This window comes from Leptolyngbya cf. ectocarpi LEGE 11479 (assembly GCF_015207065.1).
GTDB lineage: Bacteria > Cyanobacteriota > Cyanobacteriia > Phormidesmidales > Phormidesmidaceae > Leptothoe > Leptothoe ectocarpi.
The window spans coordinates 1-17,681 of the sequence record NZ_JADEXP010000100.1 but is presented as its reverse complement, the minus strand read 5'-3'; the positions used below and the strand labels follow the sequence as shown (position 1 = coordinate 17,681).

17 protein-coding genes are annotated in these 17,681 nt (G+C 52.4%); 10 read left to right on the top strand and 7 right to left on the bottom strand.

What is annotated here, in order from left to right:
- From gltB to IQ260_RS12685, 5 genes are all read left to right on the top strand, one after another.
- On the top strand, nt 1–2,718 hold a 2,718-nt coding region (gene gltB / locus IQ260_RS12705; RefSeq protein WP_193993484.1), incomplete at its 5' end, for a glutamate synthase large subunit.
- Nucleotides 2,719–2,780: 62 nt separating this feature from the next.
- Nucleotides 2,781–4,265 carry a glutamate synthase small subunit gene (gltD, locus tag IQ260_RS12700; RefSeq protein ID WP_193993483.1) on the top strand — a complete coding sequence of 495 codons (1,485 nt, stop codon included), beginning with the start codon at nt 2,781–2,783 and terminating at the stop codon, nt 4,263–4,265.
- 68 nt (nt 4,266–4,333) lie between these two features.
- Nucleotides 4,334–4,798, top strand: a complete 465-nt coding sequence (gene bcp, locus IQ260_RS12695; protein WP_193993482.1) for a thioredoxin-dependent thiol peroxidase — start codon at nt 4,334–4,336, stop codon at nt 4,796–4,798.
- 3 nt (nt 4,799–4,801) lie between these two features.
- Nucleotides 4,802–5,257, top strand: coding sequence for an NUDIX domain-containing protein (locus tag IQ260_RS12690; protein ID WP_193993481.1), 456 nt, complete (start codon nt 4,802–4,804; stop codon nt 5,255–5,257).
- Nucleotides 5,235–6,080: an alpha/beta fold hydrolase gene (locus IQ260_RS12685; RefSeq protein ID WP_193993480.1), complete on the top strand. Its 846-nt coding sequence runs from the start codon at nt 5,235–5,237 to the stop codon at nt 6,078–6,080. The genes IQ260_RS12690 and IQ260_RS12685 overlap by 23 nt, the downstream gene beginning before the upstream one ends.
- A gap of 28 nt (nt 6,081–6,108) precedes the next feature.
- Here the strand turns inward: IQ260_RS12685 and IQ260_RS12680 are convergent, their stop codons facing one another.
- From IQ260_RS12680 to IQ260_RS12655, 6 genes are all read right to left on the bottom strand, one after another.
- A complete protein-coding gene (locus tag IQ260_RS12680) occupies nt 6,109–7,431 on the bottom strand; it encodes an ATP-dependent DNA helicase (protein WP_193993479.1) in 1,323 nt (440 codons plus the stop codon).
- Between the two features lie 94 nt (nt 7,432–7,525).
- A complete protein-coding gene (locus tag IQ260_RS12675; protein ID WP_193993478.1) occupies nt 7,526–8,917 on the bottom strand; it encodes an alkaline phosphatase family protein in 1,392 nt (463 codons plus the stop codon).
- 38 nt (nt 8,918–8,955) lie between these two features.
- Nucleotides 8,956–9,786 carry a prolipoprotein diacylglyceryl transferase gene (gene lgt, locus IQ260_RS12670; protein WP_193993477.1) on the bottom strand — a complete coding sequence of 277 codons (831 nt, stop codon included), beginning with the start codon at nt 9,784–9,786 and terminating at the stop codon, nt 8,956–8,958.
- A gap of 12 nt (nt 9,787–9,798) precedes the next feature.
- A complete protein-coding gene (locus tag IQ260_RS12665) occupies nt 9,799–11,367 on the bottom strand; it encodes a sulfatase (protein ID WP_193993476.1) in 1,569 nt (522 codons plus the stop codon).
- A 50-nt stretch (nt 11,368–11,417) separates the two neighbouring features.
- Nucleotides 11,418–12,356 carry a ribokinase gene (gene rbsK, locus IQ260_RS12660; protein ID WP_193993475.1) on the bottom strand — a complete coding sequence of 313 codons (939 nt, stop codon included), beginning with the start codon at nt 12,354–12,356 and terminating at the stop codon, nt 11,418–11,420.
- 88 nt (nt 12,357–12,444) lie between these two features.
- The gene (locus IQ260_RS12655; protein WP_193993474.1) at nt 12,445–12,771 is read right to left on the bottom strand and encodes a hypothetical protein; all 327 of its coding nucleotides are present in this window, start codon (nt 12,769–12,771) and stop codon (nt 12,445–12,447) included.
- Nucleotides 12,772–12,943: 172 nt separating this feature from the next.
- Here IQ260_RS12655 and dxr point away from each other — a divergent pair, with 172 nt between their 5' ends.
- The 5 genes from dxr to IQ260_RS12630 all read left to right on the top strand — a co-directional run bounded on the left by dxr (nt 12,944) and on the right by IQ260_RS12630 (nt 17,364).
- Complete coding sequence (gene dxr / locus IQ260_RS12650; RefSeq protein ID WP_193993473.1) at nt 12,944–14,134, top strand: 1-deoxy-D-xylulose-5-phosphate reductoisomerase; 1,191 nt, start codon at nt 12,944–12,946, stop codon at nt 14,132–14,134.
- A 38-nt stretch (nt 14,135–14,172) separates the two neighbouring features.
- Nucleotides 14,173–14,379 (top strand): hypothetical protein, encoded by a 207-nt coding sequence (locus tag IQ260_RS12645; protein ID WP_193993472.1) that lies wholly within the window; start codon nt 14,173–14,175, stop codon nt 14,377–14,379.
- 590 nt (nt 14,380–14,969) lie between these two features.
- Entirely contained in the window at nt 14,970–16,208 is a 1,239-nt protein-coding gene (locus IQ260_RS12640; RefSeq protein WP_228015951.1) for an S-layer homology domain-containing protein, read from the top strand.
- Nucleotides 16,209–16,394: 186 nt separating this feature from the next.
- Nucleotides 16,395–16,571 (top strand): hypothetical protein, encoded by a 177-nt coding sequence (locus tag IQ260_RS12635; RefSeq protein ID WP_193993470.1) that lies wholly within the window; start codon nt 16,395–16,397, stop codon nt 16,569–16,571.
- A gap of 148 nt (nt 16,572–16,719) precedes the next feature.
- Nucleotides 16,720–17,364 (top strand): Uma2 family endonuclease, encoded by a 645-nt coding sequence (locus tag IQ260_RS12630; protein ID WP_193993469.1) that lies wholly within the window; start codon nt 16,720–16,722, stop codon nt 17,362–17,364.
- Between the two features lie 56 nt (nt 17,365–17,420).
- Here IQ260_RS12630 and IQ260_RS12625 read toward each other — a convergent pair.
- On the bottom strand, nt 17,421–17,681 hold a 261-nt coding region (locus IQ260_RS12625), incomplete at its 5' end, for a penicillin-binding transpeptidase domain-containing protein (RefSeq protein WP_265579513.1).

Below are 17,681 nucleotides of genomic sequence, written 5' to 3'. Positions count from 1 at the left end.
AATCTGATCATCCTGTCCGACCGTGGCATGGACGCTGACCATGCCCCAATTCCAGCTCTTTTAGCCGTCTCAGGGCTACACCACCACCTCATTCGCAACGGTACCCGCACCCGTGTCGGCATCATTCTTGAATCTGGCGAACCGAGAGAAGTGCATCACTTTGCCGTACTGCTCGGCTATGGCTGCAGCGCCATTAACCCTTATCTTGCCTTTGAAACCCTCAAAGACATGATCGCCGATGGCATGCTGGTGGACATTCAGCCTGAAGATGCCTACAAGAATTACATCAAAGCCGTCACCAAAGGCACCATTAAGATCGCCTCAAAGATCGGCATTTCAACGCTACAAAGCTATCGGGGAGCCCAGATTTTTGAAGCCATCGGTCTCAACCAAAGCGTAATCGACCAGTACTTTACCCGCACCGCCTCGCGCATTGAGGGGATCGGCTTAGACGTGATTGCCCAGGAAGCGATGATGCGTCACGGTCACGGCTTTGCAGAACGGGGCGATATTCCTGTCCTAGACGTTGGCGGTAACTACCAGTGGCGCAAGGACGGCGAAGCTCACCTGTTCAACCCAGACACGATCCATACGCTGCAGCAGGCCGTGCGCTCGGGCGACTACAAAACCTATCAGCACTATGCCAACCTGGTCAACGACCAGAGTAAGCAGCACTTTACCCTGCGGGGACTGTTAGATTTCAAAGCACGGCAGCCAATTCCCATTGACGAAGTAGAACCCGTTGAGGCCATTACTCGCCGGTTTAAAACAGGTGCGATGAGCTACGGCTCTATTTCTAAAGAAGCGCACGAATCCCTGGCTATCGCCATGAACCGCATTGGCGGCAAATCCAACACTGGAGAAGGTGGAGAAGATCCCGAGCGGTTTACCTGGACCAACGAGCGGGGCGACTCAAAAAACAGCGCCATCAAACAGGTGGCTTCAGGGCGCTTTGGCGTCACCAGCCTCTACCTGTCGCAGGCCAAAGAGATCCAGATCAAAATGGCCCAGGGCGCGAAGCCGGGTGAGGGAGGACAGCTGCCAGGGAAAAAGGTCTACCCGTGGATTGCCAAAGTGCGTCACTCCACTCCAGGGGTGGGTCTGATTTCGCCGCCGCCCCACCACGATATTTACTCTATTGAGGATCTCGCTGAGCTGATTCATGATCTAAAGAACGCGAATCGCAGCGCTCGCATCAACGTCAAGCTGGTGTCTGAAGTCGGTGTTGGCACCATTGCCGCTGGTGTTGCCAAGGCCCACGCTGATGTGGTCTTGGTCTCTGGATTTGACGGCGGTACAGGCGCGTCGCCTCAAACCTCCATCAAACATGCGGGGCTGCCCTGGGAATTGGGTCTAGCAGAAACTCATCAAACCCTGGTGCTCAACAACCTGCGTAGCCGGATTGTCGTTGAAACCGATGGTCAGATGAAAACAGGACGTGATGTTGTCATGGCGGCTCTACTCGGAGCAGAAGAGTTTGGGTTCTCCACAGCTCCTCTTGTGTCTCTAGGCTGCATTATGATGCGTGTTTGCCAAAAGAACACCTGCCCGGCGGGTATTGCCACTCAAGATCCGGTTTTGCGGAAGAGCTTTGTGGGCGATCCGGACCATGTGGTGAACTTTATGCAGTTCATTGCCCAGGATGTGCGGGAGATTATGGCCCAGCTAGGGGTACGCACCTTTGATGAGCTGGTGGGCCATACCGACTGGTTAAATGTGCAGTCAGCGGTGAATCACTGGAAGGCCAAGGGTGTGGATCTCTCCAAGATTCTGGCTCAGCCTCAGGTGGACGATTCGGTGGGTCGCTACTGTCAGATTCCCCAAGACCATGGACTGGATAAGTCTTTAGATATCACCACCCTGTTGGATCTGTGTAAGCCTGCTATTGAGAATGGGGAGAAGGTCAGTGCCACCTTGCCTATTTGCAATATCAACCGGGTAGTGGGCACCATTCTCGGCAATGAGATTACTAAGCAACACTGGGACGGTCTTCCAGAGGATACGGTGCATCTCACCTTCCAGGGAAGTGCCGGGCAAAGCTTTGGAGCCTTTGTCCCAGCGGGTGTCACCCTCGAGCTAGAAGGGGATGGCAACGACTACTTAGGGAAAGGATTAAGCGGCGGCAAGCTGATTGTTTATCCACCGAAAGCATCCACGTTTGTACCTGAAGACAACATTATTATCGGTAACGTGGCCTTCTATGGCGCAACCGGTGGTGAAGCCTATATCTGTGGCATGGCTGGAGAGCGCTTCGGTGTGCGTAACTCAGGGGTGAATACTGTGGTGGAGGCCGTGGGGGATCATGGCTGTGAATATATGACCGGTGGTAAAGTTGTTGTCCTGGGTATGACCGGGCGTAACTTTGCGGCAGGTATGAGCGGCGGTATTGCCTATGTGCTCGATGAGGCTGGAGATTTTGCCACGCGCTGTAATCCCGAGATGGTTGATTTAGAAAGTCTCGTGGAAGCCGAGGAGATTAACGATCTCAAAGAAATGATTGCTAAACATCATGAGTACACCGGCAGTCGTAAGGCTAAAGAAGTGCTTGATGACTGGGAAGGTTTCTTGCCTAAGTTTGTCAAGGTCATTCCCCGCGATTACAAGCGTGTGATTCAATCGCTGCGACAGGCTCTACAAGACGGCCTCAGCGGCGATGACGCTCTCTCAGCAGCGTTTGAGGCCAACATCAAGGACGTTGCCCGAGTCGCAGGCAACTAGCAATTTGGCGGGCATCGCCCACCTATCCATCATTTATCATTCAAAACACTTCAAACTTCTCCATGGGCAAACCAACAGGCTTTCTCGAATACACCCGCGAAATTGCGCCCGATGTCTCGCCGCTGATGCGGATTCACCACTGGCAAGAGTTTCATACGCCTTTACCCGACGAAAAGCTGCGTAACCAAACAGCTCGCTGTATGGACTGCGGCACCCCTTTTTGTCATACGGGCAATACCATCAACCGCATGGCCAGCGGTTGTCCCATCAACAATCTCATTCCCGAGTGGAATGATTTGGTGTACCGGGGTCTCTGGAAAGAAGCGCTAGACCGGCTGCATAAAACCAACAACTTTCCGGAGTTTACCGGACGGGTGTGCCCTGCCCCCTGTGAAGGCGCCTGCGTGCTAGGGATTCATAATCCACCCGTGACGATTAAAAATATTGAGCATGCCATCATCGACAAGGGCTGGGAGGAAGGCTGGGTGGTGGCCGAGCCCCCGGCCAAACGCACCGGAAAAACAGTGGCTGTTGTCGGCTCTGGCCCAGCGGGGCTATCGGCAGCGGCTCAGTTAAATAAGGCCGGTCATTTGGTGACCGTATATGAGCGGGCTGACCGTCCCGGTGGGCTGCTGATGTACGGCATTCCCAACATGAAGCTGGAAAAAGAAGCTGTGGTGCTGCGCCGTCTGAAGCTGCTTGAGCAGGAGGGCGTGCGCTTCATTTGCAATACCGAGATTGGTAAGGACTTGCCCGCAGAAACTCTGGTCAAAGAATACGACGCGGTGGTGCTTTGCACTGGAGCGACTCGACCCCGTGACCTACCAATTGAGGGTCGCGAGTCTCAGGGCATTCACTTTGCCATGGAGTTTTTGACCAAAAACACCCAGGCGGTGATCGATCCGACGCAGAATGATCGGGTTATTTCCGCTGAAGGCAAAGATGTGGTGATTATTGGCGGCGGCGATACGGGTACTGACTGTGTGGGTACCTCCATTCGCCATGGCTGTACCAGTCTGACCCAGCTGGAAATTATGCCTAAGCCTCCCGAGGAGCGGGCACCGAATAATCCCTGGCCCGAATGGCCCAAGGTTTATCGGATGGACTACGGTCAGGAAGAAGCGGCGGCTAAGTTTGGTGGCGACCCTCGGGCATATCTATCGACGGCCACTAAGTTTGAAGCCGATGACAATGGCCATGTCAAAGCGGTCCATGTGGTAGATGTGGCCTGGGAAAAGGATGAAAACGGTCGCTTCCAAATGCAGAAAATTGCCGGGTCTGAGCGGGTCATTCCCACCCAGCTGGTGCTGCTAGCCATGGGATTCCTGGGACCAGAGCAGCCGCTGATCGATGCCCTTGGTCTGGAGCAGGATGGCCGCAGCAATATCCAAGCGGAGTTTGAGCAGTACACGACCAGCATTCCTGGGGTGTTTGCAGCGGGTGACTGCCGCCGGGGGCAAAGCCTGGTGGTATGGGCCTTTAACGAAGGTCGTGGAGTGGCGCGGGAGTGCGATCGCTACCTCATGGGTCATACCGATCTGCCCTAGCCATACCTCAATAGCCAGAGGGTATACAATCGTAAGAGCAATCTTGGCGAGTAAGCTTTTAAGATCAAATGACATTGCAAGTTGGCAATCCGGCTCCCGATTTTAGTTTGGCTGATGCAGACGGAAATACTGTCAGCTTGGCGGAACTGAAAGGTAAACGCGTAGTTCTATATTTCTATCCTAGGGATAGTACTCCTGGGTGTACCAAAGAAGCCTGTGCGTTTCGCGATAACTACGAGGCTTATCAGGCCAAAGATGTCGTGGTGCTTGGCGTCAGTGCGGACGACGCTAAATCCCACCAAAAATTTATCAATAAGCACAATTTACCCTTCCCACTGTTGGTGGACGAGGGGGCAGAAGTAGCCACCGCCTACGGGAGTTACGGACTGAAGAAGTTCATGGGTAAGGAATATATGGGTATTAGCCGCAGTACCTTTGTGATCGGTCCAGACGGTACCCTGGAAAAGATCTATCGCAAGGTAAAAGCGGAGAAACATCCGGTTGAACTCCTTGCTGAACTCGACGAGCTTTAGACCATGCCACAATTCTGGCGACCGGTACGTACCCTGTTGGGATTGCTGTTGAAGCGACCGCTGGTGGGTACCTGTGTGATTCCTATTTTGCCCGATGGCCGGATTGTCCTGATCCAGCGCCGTGATAGCGGTCGTTGGGGGCTGCCCGGTGGTTTAGTGGACTGGGGTGAAGATATTGCCACCGCTGCGAAACGGGAACTGCTGGAAGAAACAGGTTTGGATGTACTCAATATGGGTCGCCTGGTGGGGGTCTATTCCCACCCGGAACGAGACCCGCGCTTTCATTCGGCCTGTGTGGCCCTCGAAGCCTATGTGGATGGTAATTTTTTTATCCGAGATAAGGCTGAGGTCATGAGAATTGAGGCATTTACGATGGAAGCCATTCCCCGTGGTAACCTAGCCCACGATCACGATCAGCAGCTACAGGACTACTTTAATGGAGCCACTGTTTTGGCCTAAAACGAGCTTACCTATTCGTAATCTGCGCCGTAAGCTCAAACATGGCCAGGTATTTTGGCGAGAGATCGGTCGGGGTCAAACGGTGGTTTTACTGCACGGCTCGTGGCATGACGGCGATCAGTGGAGTGATGTCCTACCCCTGCTGGGGCATCAGTATCATTGCTTAGCTCCTGACCTCATAGGGTTTGGCGAATCTCAGCGGATCAAAGATAAGTCCATCCAGTCTATTGCTATGCAGGTCAATACTCTGGCCGAGCTTTTAGACTCTCTGCGGCTAGAGTCAGTTGTCTTGGTAGGGCATTCGTTAGGTGCTTGGGTGGCCACTCGCTTTGCTCTGCAATATCCAGAACGTGTTAAGGGACTCTGCGTCCTAGAACCGGAGGGTTTGGGCTATGAGCCAAAACGCTGGCGACGTTCACGTTGGCTAGCCAGTCCTTTAGGGGGGTTGTGGCTATCGATCACAAAACCATTTGTGCGCCAAGCAGCTCCAGGACAAACGCCCCCATGGCTGCAAAACTATCACCTGAGACAACGGCTCAGACGCTACCCTGCGGCCTGTCGGCTGTTATTTCAGCGGCGGCGTAAGGATATAGAAGCTGAAATTGTAGGGCCTCAACTAGCAACACTATCAATACCCATGGTGGTCCTTCAGGGAGACGGTGCAGGGAACACCAGCCAACAGCTGACCCAGGCGTTTACGATGGCAGCTGCCGCCAGTGTAAGGGTCAAGGTTGTCCCCGGCAATGATGAGCTACCTAGCTATGAAGCCAAAGCTGTTGCTGATTTTTTAGACGATTGGTTGGCCGATTGGTTGACTGATTAAGTCACAGAGTGACCACAAGAGAACCTGTCTACTGGTAGATAAACACTCGCTTGGCAGCTCGGGTAAACGCCACATAGCACAGCTGATTTCTCTCAATCACTTTTGAATTTCTCATCAAATCTGGCAAATCAATAAATACATCCTGAAAGGTAGATCCCTGGCTTTTGTGGACTGTCAGACTATAGGCATAGTTAACGTCATGAAACTGTTGCCGAAACTCCCAAAAAATCTCCCACTGTTTATTGGTTGCATAGTCCTGTGAGCGCCTTTCATAGTCGGGCATGCTGACTTCTTGCAACACATTCAGATCCTGAAATTTACCCTCCTCTGTATAAACGACCAGCTGCCATACGGGCATACCTTCGATCTTGCCCGGCTTTACCTCCAACACTTCACACTCTTCTGAGGTTTGTAGAATAATGCCGCCTTCTTCAAGGCAAGGGTTGTTGGCAATGAGTCTCTCTCCTGGCACAAACTGTTCTAAGTCATCACCGTAGATGGCCTGACGGATCATACGATTCAGGGTTTTGACACGCTGATTTGTATAGGCAAGTACCCTGACGTAGTTAGGGTCAGCCTTGTACTTATCACAGGTGAAAGCGCGGATCAGGACATCACGCCAGGGATACTTGGGGAGAACAAAAAAACCTTCGGTGCGATCGCAATTCACATCACTTTCATAGCTGGGCAGTTGCGATCGCTCAATATTCCGGCGAATATCATCGGCAACCACACCAATCGCACCGCCATAGCGGATCACCTGGGACAGCGATGACTGATGCATAATCTGACTAAAGCAGCAGGACTCGGTTTCATTTACCGGCGGTAGCTGTGCCGGATCGCCCACAAATAGCATCTGGGTGGGAATATCTAACCGTGAAATCGCCTCCACCAGAAGTTTCCACATCTCCTGGTTAAGCATGGAGCATTCGTCCACAATCACCAGGCGATAGTCTGGCACCTGATTATGCTGATCGCTCACCGACTTAAAAATCTGCTCGCCGCTGCCCGTATCGATCACAGGTTTTAACCCCAGCAGCCGACAGCAGGTAACCGACTCCACATCCTTGAGATCCCACTGGGCTGACATGGTTTTGAGGACCTTGGTAGCCTTATTGCTAAAGGCCGTAAGCACAATAGGCCAGTCACAGTCCTGGTCCCGCAGATAAGTCACCAAAGCCTGCAATAGGGTAGTTTTGCCCGTGCCCGCATAGCCCGTTAGCAAATACAGCTTGGATGGACTTTGTAAAAACTCCTCAATCGCCTGCAGTGCTGCCCACTGCTCCTCGCTAAGCTCAATCCCTGGCAGTATTTCGGGAATCGTGTCTGGAATCGTGGCAGCGCTATCCATCCGAACAAGGCATCAGGGTACGCCCCCATAATAACCGAGGAACAAAAAGTACAAACGCACTATTTTTGAGGGCTGTTCTCAGGAGTGCTCTCAGTTACACAGCCAAAACCTTACCCCGCAAATCAACAGGACCATCCACGCCATAACGCTTCAGCAGGGTCGGCGTAATATCATATAGCTGGGCATGCTCTAATACTTGTCCCCCCTTAGGCTGCTTCGGGTCATGGAAAATCATTAGCCCATACTGAGCATGGTTCGCATCGTCCGGCCCCGTATCATTCCCCTTGGCATACAGCTCCCCAGTGCCCACACTGCCCACCGACCGCCACGCCAGCCAGTCAAAATACACTAACAAATCCGGTGCCATGCCCCGCACTTTTCTATAAGTCTCCTGGGGCACATAGGCTTTTACCTCCATGGGCGCACCGTCGGGATACGTAATCGATTCTAACTCTGCAATTAGCTGCTCACGAAAGGCCTTAAACTCTCGCAGTGGGATCACTCCCTGGGGTTCTCTTCCCTGGATATTCAAAAAGATTCTGGCATAGTAGCCTCCCGCACCCCACACCTTAGTTTTCTCCCAATCTACCTCTACTTTATCCAGGGCAGTCGGTTCACTCGGTTTCTCCTTCAGTGTCAGATACCCCTTATCCATCAGCCATTCATTGATGCAAATCCCCCCCATCAGCGGCTGCGCTCCATGGTCTGACACCACCAGCACAGCAGTGTCCTCATCGCACTGGGCCAACAGCTGTCCCACCCGCTCGTCGACATGGCAGTAATAATCATGGATCGCCGCAGAGAATGGCATATCCGGCGTATAGTCAGGGTGACGCGGATCCATGGGTTTCCAAAAGGCGTGGTGAATACGGTCCACACCCATATCCACCAGCATGAGAAAGTCGGGCTGGTCTTGAACAATCAGCTTTTCTGCCAGGGTGAACCGCTGATCGCACAGCTTATGGATATTTGAGAGAATCTCCGCCTTGTCCTCTGAACGAAACTCAGGCACATCCATCATAAAATCAGGCATCCAGTTGCGGATCTGGTCGCCTAACTCTGGCGGATGGGTAAAGGTGACCTGGGGGCTTGGTGTCAGAAAACAAGACACCATGGAACCATTCACCTCATAGGGGGGCGATGTCCCCGGTACGCTTAGGGCCGCCACATTCCACCCAGCCTTGCCCAAGTAGTCCCACAGTCGCGGAAACCGCACGGCCCGACCATCGGCAATGGTCATGTTTTGATACGCTCGCGTTGCTCGATTACGAAACCCATAGATGCCTAGCTCCCCAGGATCTCGACCGGTCATCATGCAGCTCCAGGCAGGTACCGTAATCGCTGGAATTGAGCTTTCTAAGCGACCATAGCTGCCTTGGGACATGAGCCGAGAGAGATTGGGTAAATCATCTCGCCATTTCTCAAAAACGAGGGATGGCTCCATGCAGTCAAGGCCGATGATGATGAGACGAGGCGAGGGAGGCATGGCAGAAGAAGAGGCAACAGAGATGATAACCCAGCAAATTAAGAATTGCTATTGGCAACAGGACCCAACCGTCGCCGTAATACTAGCGTTGCGATCGCACCTACAACCGCCACCAGCGATAGAATGTGTACCACATTAAACGGCGTTCCAGGAAAGAACCACGAATCTGTTCTTAGAAATTCAATAAAGAACCGACCAAAGGGATACCACACCAAATATAACAGCGACAAATCACCGGGTCTTAGCTGTCTGCCAAATCGTTTTGAGACCCAGTAAAGTACGAAAAAACCAAGAAAGTTCCACACGGATTCATACAGGAACAAAGCATGGAAGCGGGTGGATTCTGGATAGGCGGTCAAATCGTTGTAGGGGACTAAGCGATGCCGTGGGTCAATTTGTAAACCAAAGGGCCAATTTGTGGGCGGACCGTAAAGTTCTTGATTGATAAAGTTTCCCCAGCGGCCAATGGCCTGGGCAATGGGCAGCCCCACTGCCGCCGCATCTAGATAAAGCAGCGTGGGCAAACGGCGGATCTTAGTAAATAGCCAGAGGGCAATGCCACCAAAGATAAACGCACCAAAAATGTGAATGCCGCCCCCCCAAATCTGGAGGATCTGACCCGGATTTTGGAGATAGTAGGCCGTGTCACTGGACTGGACAAACACATAGTAGAGACGCGCACCGATAAAGGCGGGAATCAGCACCCAGATCAGCATGTCCCAAAAGTCTTCGGGGTTCTTGCCACGGCGTTCGATCTCCTTAGTGGCAAACCAGGAGCCGGTAATGACAGCCGTAGCCATCAGCAAACCATACCAGCGCAGGGCAAAGGGGCCAAATTCTACAATCGTCGGATCTACGGGGGGATACATAGCTATTCGCGATTATTCTTCTAGATATCCAAGGTCTTTGAGACGGCGACGCACTTCTGGGTCATCAAACCCGGTGGCACGAGCCTGGGAGTAGAGGGCCTGGTGCTCTTCGGCGTCCTGGCTAAAGGCTGAGAGAGAATCGTGCAAAGATTCCACCATTTCAGGAAAAATCTCGCTGAGGTCTAGACTCTCGTTGGGGTCATCTTGCACATCGTAAAGCTCTGGTGGGTTTTGGTCGGTCTCAATGAGCTTATGGTTGCCGACCCACACGGCTCGCCGGGTCTGATCGCAGGCATGCTGAGACACCAGTTCTGGCTGACGTCTTTGGATCAGGTTGAGAACATTCTGTGGGGGAACGGCCTCGGCATATACGCAGCGATCCGGATCAACAGCTTCGAGAGTCTCACTGGAATCTTGGTGTTCCAGGCTGAGTTCAGATTCTTCTGGGGTGGCCAGACCTACTGCTGACAGAACCGTGTGGAACAAACAACGGGTGGAAACCACATCATCACGAACGGTCTCGCGCTCAATGCTGTCGCTGGGGTCGTGAATGATCAGCGGCACCTGCACCAGCTCATTATAGATAGAAAGGCTGTGGCCGATCAGCTGTTTCTCGCCTAAATGTTCGCCATGGTCGGCGCAGACAACAACATAGGTATTGTCCAAACGACCTGAGCGTTTTAGCTGGTCTAAAAACTGACCCACCTGCACATCCTGAGCAGCCACCTCGGCATCGTACATGCCATCGAGGGTATCTTTTTGCTGATCGCCTAGGGCTCCCATGAGAGGAGCGAGCCAGCCGTACACATCGCTATTAAAGCGGCGCAGATAGGTCTGAGCATCGCGGTCTTTCAGTACATTGGGGGCGAATTTCTCAATGAACTCGCGGGGGGGATGATAGGGCATGTGGGTGCCCATCAGGTTGATAAAGGTGAACACAGGCTGGTCGGCCTCAACACCTTTGCGCTCAATCAACAGCTTGGCAGCATCATCCAAGGACTTGCGGGTGTTGCCTTTAAAGCTGAGGGCGGTTTGCCACAGGGGCACCATCAGCGGTGTAAAGGACAGCGACAACAGCCAGTCGGAACGGGCAAAGGCGTCTTGCACTTTGTTGAGGGCATTGGCCAGGATGCGCTTAAAAACCTGGCGGTATTTGTCTAAAAAGCTGGAAGGGATACCGGCTTGGTTCGGTTTGGAGCTGAGCAGACCGCTGTAGTTGAGAAAGCTGTAAAAACCGCGCCTGAGGCCATTGTTGATCACCCCCACTAGCGGGTTATTGCAAAATGCGGCGGTGTAATAGCCGCCATCTTGCAACCGTTCTGCCAGGGTTTTGAGGTGGGGTGGCATGACGGAATAGGACTGCTGCATCTGGTGTTGGGAGGGATACAGCCCGGTGAACATGGACGCATGGGAGGGGATGGTCCACTGGCCGGGTGCGATCGCAACCTTAAACCGCGTCGCTCCGGCTGCAAACGCATCAATATTTGGTGACGTCGGCTGCTCATAGCCGTAACATGACAGGCGATCCACACGCTGAGTGTCGAGCACCAAAAAAATGACATCCGGTTGATTTGAGGGCATTGAAGCGCAGGGGAGCTTAATGACAGGCATTACTAACCCAGTCTAGAGTATCAAGCCAATAAACTACCTGAATGGCCCAGCAAAAAGGTCTCCACCGCTTCCCGTGGGGGCATCGACGGCTGTGCCCCAGATTTCATCACCGATAGGGCCGCAACGGCACTGGCCCACTCCACCGCCTCACGCAATGATTTTCCTTCCCACAGAGCAACCGCCAGACCTCCGTTAAAAGCATCCCCTGCCGCCACCGTATCCACCGCCTCTACTTCAAAAGCAGGCACATGAAACACTTCGGAGTTGGACACCACCACAGCCCCCTGAGAACCCAGTTTGACAATCACTGTTGACGTACCCCGCTGCCGCAGCACCTGAGCGGCTTCCATGGCCGTGGTCACACTACTGACCTTTAGCCCCGTCAGCTGAGACGCTTCGGTCTGATTAGGGGTCAAAATATCGACTAGTCTGTAAAACTCCGACGGCAGCTTTGGGTGAGCTGGAGCCGGATCAACTATCACACAGACATCTGCACCGTGAGCTTGTGCTGCCGCTGCCATCACCGCCTCTAGCGGAATCTCAAACTGCATGAGCAAAATTGAGGGTTCTGAGAGTGCATTATCTAACGGCAAGCGTTCCACATCCGTCGTATCCACTTTGCCATTGGCCCCAGGGACAACCACGATTTGGTTTTCACCCAGCTCATCGACGCTGATCAGCGCCACCCCAGAGGGGCCTGAGCCAGCCAGCACACCATCGGTCGTCACACCAACTGTTCGGAGACTATCGCACAGCAGCGGCCCAAAGCTATCGTCACCGACTCGCCCCACCATAATTGTCGGCACCCCCAGGCGAGCAGCCGCCACCGCTTGATTGGCTCCTTTACCTCCAGGGACCGTCGTAAATCCGGTACCCAATACCGTTTCGCCTGCCTGGGGCAAACGCGGCACTTGGGCCATCAGGTCCATATTGAGACTGCCAAATACGATAACGGCCATGAACGTACAGACGTTGCACTAATTTTTTAGTGTACAGACGTTCCATGGAACGTCTCTCCAGCATAATTTTTGGATCTTATCCCCAGCCCTACGGCTCCAAACTACCCCAACTATCCTCCAACCCCGTTAGTGGATCTAACAGCGGATCCAATGATGGCACGTCCTCAGTCTCATCATTCACCTGCCAGGGGTTAGGCGGGCGATCGCTACTCCATGCCCACCAAGCCGTACCACATTCACATTGATAAAATTCTTGCCATTTACGCTTGTGATTATGGGTATAAACCGGGGCACGACGGTTGATCCAGACGGCAGTAGCCGCAGCGGCAGGCTCATTACAGCGTGGGCAGCAAAATGTCAGGGCGTGGGTAGCAGACTCGGTCCACTGGGGTGATATGGGTGAAAAGGCTTCCATAATTTTAGGACGATTGAGCTAGCGTCTCCTTACATCAATTATGGTCGTGATTTCTGTTCCCTACCACTTATTGCAAAATCCTAAGATTTTGTGAAAAGACGTTAAGAATCTATAGTTAAACTAGGGCGGGCCAAGACGGCCAGCTGTCAACCGTTAGCAATAGGCAATTCCCGTGAAGGCAATCACTCTGCTTGGTTCAACTGGCTCCATCGGCACCCAAACCCTTGATATTGTCGAGCACCATCCGGACAAGTTTCGTTTAGTGGGCATTGCCGCAGGCCGTAACGTGACGCTGCTAGCTGAGCAGGTGCGCCAGTTTAAGCCCGAGATTGTCGCTATCCGTGATGAAAGCAAGCTGGCTGAGCTAAAAGCGGCTCTGACGGATGTGGATCCGCAGCCACAGATTTTGGCTGGCGCAGACGGCATTGTCGAAGTAGCCCGCTATGGTGACGCCGAAGCGGTAGTCACGGGCATTGTCGGCTGTGCAGGGCTTTTGCCCACCATCGCCGCTATTGAAGCAGGTAAAGACATTGCCCTAGCCAATAAAGAAACCCTAATTGCCGGGGGGCCGGTGGTGCTGCCCCTCGTCGAAAAGCACGGGGTGAAACTGCTGCCTGCCGACTCCGAGCACTCCGCTATTTTCCAATGTCTACAGGGGTTACCTGAAGGCGGTCTGCGTCGCATTATTCTGACCGCGTCCGGCGGTGCCTTCCGTGACTGGCCCGTTGAGCAGCTCAAGGATGTCACCGTTTCAGATGCCATCAAGCATCCCAACTGGTCCATGGGTCGCAAGATTACCGTAGACTCCGCCACCATGATGAATAAGGGGCTAGAGGTGATCGAAGCCCACTATCTATTTGGCATGGACTATGACCACATCGATACGCTGATTCATCCCCAAAGCATTATCCATTCACTCATAGAAACCCAGGATACGTCGATGCTGGCGCAGCTGGGCTGGCCCGATATGCGGCTGCCGCTGCTCTATGCGATCTCCTGGCCGGAGCGCATTTTTACTGACTGGAAACCGCTGGATCTGGCTCAGCTGGCTACGCTGACATTTAAAGAACCTGACCATGCTAAATATCCCTGTATTAATCTGGCCTACGAAGCTGGACGGGCTGGAGGCTCAATGACAGCCGTGCTCAATGCGGCCAACGAGCAGGCGGTGGCCCTGTTTCTAGATGAGAAGATTCACTATTTAGATATTCCTAAGGTGATTGAGAAAGTGTGCGATCGCAGCCACCTCACCGCTACCCCCTCCCTCCAAGACATCCTCGACGCCGACCAGTGGGCACGCCAGGAAGTGATTAACGTCAGCGCCACCCTCACCCAGCGTCAGGTGGTAGCTCTCGGCTCATAGGTTAAGATTGGCCAGACGCTTAGCAGGAAACACCGCCCATGGAATTTGTGGTTGTCATTGGTGCCGTCTTTATTTCAATTCTGGTCTTTACCTGGCTGCTCAATGTCGTCAAAGCAACCCTCAAGACAGCGTTTTTAGCTGCCCTGATTTTGCTAGGCTTACAACTTTTCTTTGGCATTGGCCCCAATGTAATCTGGGAAACGATTCGCGATTGGCTGGGACAAGCAGGTAGTACAGCCCGCTAGTAGATCGTCCTCGTCCAACAGGGTAAGTTCATCACCATCTGGCAAATGTCGCTCCGGATAGCTGTGACAATTTCAGCCATAGAAAGTAGGTTCAAGATAACAACATCGACCTTTGTAGTTTTCTACAAAGGTTGCTACGACCTATTTTAATCAAGCATTTCAGCCATTCAAAGCTTGGCTATAAGCTATCCAAAAGGCCAGCAATCTGACATGAATCTCCCCCCATCCAAGACATTGACTATGCCAGTTTGAAAGGCGTAACGATACCATTCGATTTTCACAAATAAGTCTTGTTAGAGTCAATCCATTGATAGGGTCTCAGATCACTTTGTTGGCTAGTCTACCGGAGGTATCCAATAAAGATTTTCCAAGATCTCTATCTCCACGCATCTATCTATCACAAATTCCAGTCTGAGACTTTTTTTAGAGCCTTATCTTCCAGGCAGACAACACTAGCCGTCTTTTAGGCAGACAACACTAGCCGTCTTTTAGGCACGAATAGCGACTCTGGGTTCTCTTAGCTCAGCAAGCTACAAATAGTTTCTTATTTTCTCTTAGAAGTCTTTTTGAGAATCTTCACTATGCTAACCATGCGACGTTTTCAATCAACAACAGCTTTATTAATCGCCTTAGGCATGGGAGCAGGTGCGATCGCACCCCTTGTCACCCCTGCTCCCGTCATCGCCCAAACCCAAACCCAGTTTTCTGACGTTTCCTCTAACTACTGGGCCAGTCAGTTCATCACCAGCCTGGCCGAGAGAAATATCATCGCAGGCTTTCCCGATGGCACGTTTCGCCCCAATGAGCCGGTAACCCGTGCCCAGTATGCAGCCATCGTCCGTCAAGCCTTTAGCCAAACCACCATCCGTAGCAGCACCACCTTTGTGGACGTACCTGCTAACTTCTGGGCCACAAGTGCCATTGATACGGCCTATCGTATGGGCTTTTTGTCCGGCTATCCCGACAATACGTTTCAGCCCAACCAAAATATTCCCCGTGCCCAGGTACTAGTCTCCCTGGCCAATGGTCTCAACTACCAGGCCAGCACCGTCGCCAGTGCAGACGTTTATAGCGACTCTCGGGCTATTCCTAGCTACGCCACTGCCAGCATTGCCGCCGCCACCGAGCAGCAGCTAGTGGTCAACTATCCCAATGTTCAAGTACTGCGCCCCAACCAAACCGCCACACGGGCAGACGTAGCCGCCTTTATTTATCAAGCATTGGCCAGCCAAAACCAGGTAGCTACGATCCAGTCTCCCTATATTGTTCAAACACGGACCACAACCACCGCCACTCAGTCCACAGTGACAGCTGGGACCAACATTGCCGTCTCCTACCCGGATGGCGACAAGATTGTACTCTTACCAGACGAGACTTTGCCCCTCACACTGCAGGTAGCCGAAGCAGTTAGAAACAGCCAAGGTCAGGTTCTGATTCCCCGCAACAGTCAAATCATTGGCGAATTGCGCCCTGCCACCATCGGCAATCAGAAAGGATCGCAGTTTGTTGCACAAACGCTAGTCCTAGCCAGCGGTCAGCGGCTTTCTTTACAGGCTCAGTCTGGTGTGATCACGACCACTGAAACCATCCGTCGCGGTTCGAGTATTGGCGAAATCTTTGCTGGAGCGGTCTTGGGTTCTGGCGCTGCGGCTGCCGTTGCATCGGTCACTGGCGATGATGAAATTCAAACCTGGGAAGTGTTGACAGGTACTGTTGCTGGAGCCATCGGCGGTCTGATACTAGGGCGAGAGCGCACCGAGGTGATTTCCATTGATCCGATTAGCAATCTGGCTCTAACGGTCGGTCAGGCATTGGTATTGCCGCAGTAGCATTCGAGATATTGAGTTCATCTACTTACACGAAAGCCGTGGCGATCTGATGGGTCTGTCACGGCTTTCATAATGAAGTCAAAATTACAGATCTTTCTGACACCTTAGTCGTATAAAAGCAATGACGGGCAAGGAAACGTCTTTGAGCCGAAAAGCTCGAAGTACCAACACAAGGGACTAAGAAGCATGCAGTCATACACGATCACTGAAAGTCAGAAAGACAAAATTATCGATGCCCTCAGGTTTGCGGCTGATACGGGTAATCCCAGGGCGGCTCAGGAGTGGAAACGGCTGGCTGACTACCTAGAAGTTTTAGATCCTGGGCAACCCTCTAAGGCTCAACCGGTAAAATCTGCATCTTAAACAGTACACACAAAACTCAAGTCCTGCATCTGGCGAGGCAGCGCTCACCCGCCCAGGGTTCAAAACCCAGTGCGGGCTTCAGCTACATGGCTAATCTTCGTCCAAGATGTAAGCTATCCTATAGGCTACGGATGTTTGGCAAAACCTAATGCTAGCCAACTCTATTACCGAGCAGTTACCCATTGCCCCTGGCGAAAAGCGAGTCGCTCTACGAGGGTTAGACTGGCTTGCCTATCAGCAGATGAAGGCGGTACTCAATGAACGCACCGGGGCACGGTTAGCCTATGATCGCGGCACTTTAGAAATTACGATGCCTTCCGAACCCCATGAGTTCTATGCTCGACTGATTGAGCGGTTTATCATCATTTTGGTGGTGGAGTTAGGGCTCCAGGTCAAAACTTTAGGATCAACCACATTAGACAGAGAGGATTTGGATCGGGGGTCAGAGCCGGATAATGGCTACTATATTCAAAATCAGCCTCAGGTTGCTGGACGCACGGTTGATTTAGCGGTGGACCCGCCGCCGGATTTAGTCGTAGAGATTGATATTAGCCATACGGACATTGATAAGAATGCACTGTATGCGGCGATGGGCGTGCCAGAGTTTTGGCGATTTGATGGCAAATTCTGGCGGATTTATCAGCTACGGAAGAACGCCTATGTAGAAGTGGACAGCTCACCGACATTTCCGATGGTGGCGAAAGAGAAACTATATGAGTTTTTATCAGTTTGCCAACAGAGTGAAGTAGACGCCGAGATCAATTTTCGTACCTGGGTAAGAGAACAAATGTAGGTTAGGTTGATTGGACGCCAAAGCCTTTACCTCTGAAGCAACACCTCATCGGCCTATTACAGTAGCCCCAGCGTCTTTAAGGAAAGCCGAGTCAGGGTTTCTCTAGCCTTGGAATCGTCTGCATCGCGAATAGCAATATTGGTGGCAAAGAAGTAGGTATTGTCATCTTGCTCGACATAGCCGACGTACCAGCCAATCTGTTCTGAGTCTGGCTCACCAAAATTAGCCCATCCTGACTTCGCTCGAATGATATAGACAGGAGTTTTTTCAAAGATCAAGATGTGTTTGACGGTTTTGATCGTATCATTTGAAAACGG

Coding starts and splice junctions, on each gene's coding strand:
- gltD (WP_193993483.1), top strand. CDS start 2,781: ATGGGCAAACCAACAGGCTTTCTCGAATACACCCGCGAAATTGCGCCC.
- bcp (WP_193993482.1), top strand. CDS start 4,334: ATGACATTGCAAGTTGGCAATCCGGCTCCCGATTTTAGTTTGGCTGAT.
- IQ260_RS12690 (WP_193993481.1), top strand. CDS start 4,802: ATGCCACAATTCTGGCGACCGGTACGTACCCTGTTGGGATTGCTGTTG.
- IQ260_RS12685 (WP_193993480.1), top strand. CDS start 5,235: ATGGAGCCACTGTTTTGGCCTAAAACGAGCTTACCTATTCGTAATCTG.
- IQ260_RS12680 (WP_193993479.1), bottom strand. CDS start 7,431: ATGGATAGCGCTGCCACGATTCCAGACACGATTCCCGAAATACTGCCA.
- IQ260_RS12675 (WP_193993478.1), bottom strand. CDS start 8,917: ATGCCTCCCTCGCCTCGTCTCATCATCATCGGCCTTGACTGCATGGAG.
- lgt (WP_193993477.1), bottom strand. CDS start 9,786: ATGTATCCCCCCGTAGATCCGACGATTGTAGAATTTGGCCCCTTTGCC.
- IQ260_RS12665 (WP_193993476.1), bottom strand. CDS start 11,367: ATGCCCTCAAATCAACCGGATGTCATTTTTTTGGTGCTCGACACTCAG.
- rbsK (WP_193993475.1), bottom strand. CDS start 12,356: ATGGCCGTTATCGTATTTGGCAGTCTCAATATGGACCTGATGGCCCAA.
- IQ260_RS12655 (WP_193993474.1), bottom strand. CDS start 12,771: ATGGAAGCCTTTTCACCCATATCACCCCAGTGGACCGAGTCTGCTACC.
- IQ260_RS12645 (WP_193993472.1), top strand. CDS start 14,173: ATGGAATTTGTGGTTGTCATTGGTGCCGTCTTTATTTCAATTCTGGTC.
- IQ260_RS12640 (WP_228015951.1), top strand. CDS start 14,970: ATGCGACGTTTTCAATCAACAACAGCTTTATTAATCGCCTTAGGCATG.
- IQ260_RS12635 (WP_193993470.1), top strand. CDS start 16,395: ATGCAGTCATACACGATCACTGAAAGTCAGAAAGACAAAATTATCGAT.
- IQ260_RS12630 (WP_193993469.1), top strand. CDS start 16,720: ATGCTAGCCAACTCTATTACCGAGCAGTTACCCATTGCCCCTGGCGAA.